Annotated in this window: 3 protein-coding genes; 1 reads left to right on the top strand and 2 read right to left on the bottom strand. The window is 63.9% G+C overall.

Annotation, left to right across the window (positions count from 1 at the left end):
- Together EN939_RS34895 and EN939_RS34890 are read right to left on the bottom strand one after the other, a co-directional pair.
- Positions 1-303: cytochrome c peroxidase (locus EN939_RS34895; RefSeq protein WP_272483137.1), on the bottom strand; the 303-nt coding region annotated here is incomplete at its 3' end.
- 7 nt (positions 304-310) lie between these two features.
- Positions 311-760 carry a FixH family protein gene (locus EN939_RS34890; protein WP_027039042.1) on the bottom strand — a complete coding sequence of 150 codons (450 nt, stop codon included), beginning with the start codon at positions 758-760 and terminating at the stop codon, positions 311-313.
- Positions 761-911: 151 nt separating this feature from the next.
- Here EN939_RS34890 and EN939_RS34885 point away from each other — a divergent pair.
- Positions 912-1,218: PfkB family carbohydrate kinase (locus EN939_RS34885; RefSeq protein ID WP_245473292.1), on the top strand; the 307-nt coding region annotated here is incomplete at its 3' end.

Genomic DNA, 1,218 nt, shown 5'->3' with positions numbered 1-1,218 from the left:
GGTACGGCCGACCCCGACCGCCTGCGGCAGGTCGTCCTGGAACTGGCGGTCGATCTTGTGGCATGTCGAACAGGATATCGACCCGTCACCGCTCATGCCCTGGTCGAAGAACAGCGTCGAGCCGAGTGCGGCAGCCGCCGGCACGTCGGCAAAACGATTGGTGGTGTCGGGCTTGAGCGCCGGCAGCGACGACAGCGCCAGCGAGGCGATGGTCGTCTTTTCGGCGTCGGAAAAATCCGGCTTCGTGCAACCGGCAAGGACAACGGCCAGCATCAGCGCCAGAAAACGCGAAAGCCGCCTCATGTCCTGCTCACAGCACCACGTTGAAGAGCACCGTGTCGGAGCCGGCGGTGGCCGAGATGGCGAAATGCAACTGCCACCAGCCGCTCATGGTGAATTTCACTCCTTCGATTCGATAACGCCCGTCGCCGAGATAGTCGGTCGCCTGCGGGCTGGTCGGCAGGCCGTGACTGTGCAGTGGCATGCCGCCCGAAATCGCGATCGCGGCACCTTCCACCGGAACTCCTGCCTTTGTCTTCAAGGTCAGCAGCCAGGATTGCAGTTCGCCCTGCCGTACGACACCCCGCTCCGGCGCGAAGCTGGCCACGAACAGCGCGTTGGCGGTGTTCTTCGTCCGCGAGACATCCGGGCCGGCAGGCAGCGACGACCGCGGCGCCGTCAGGAAGACGACCGCGAGAATGCCGACCAGCAAGGCAGCCAGACCAAGACCCGCCAGAAGATAACGCCATATCGATGCCAAACCGGTTCCTCTTCCGCAGACAACGCTCTGCCGGACGGATCGCATCCCGCCAGCCTGTGGGAAAACGCTGTGACGGAAAAAACCCTGCTTGCCAAGCATGGCGCTGCCGGTGGCAAAAAGCTACAGCACCGGGATCACTGGAGGATTGTAGATGGCGGGAAACGGCGTCGCCTCGATCGGCGAATGCATGCTCGAACTGTCGGGCCAGACGGGACCGAACTGGCGCATGGGCTTTGCCGGCGACACGTTCAACACGCTGTGGGCGCTGCACGCGCTGAGCACCGAGCGGCCGGCAACCTATGTCTCGGCCTTCGGCGACGATCCGTTCTCGCAAGGCCAGATCGATTTCTTCGCTGAAAACGGCATTGGCATCGGCTCCAGCCCGCTCATAGCGGGCGCGCGGCCCGGCCTCTATGCCATCACGCTGACGGGAGCCGAACGCTCCTTCACTTATTGGC

The sequence above is a fragment of the Mesorhizobium sp. M7A.F.Ca.CA.002.05.1.1 genome (assembly GCF_003998335.1).
GTDB lineage: Bacteria > Pseudomonadota > Alphaproteobacteria > Rhizobiales > Rhizobiaceae > Mesorhizobium.
The sequence above is the reverse complement of the archived record's forward strand: the minus strand, read 5'-3'. Positions and strand labels throughout refer to the sequence as shown.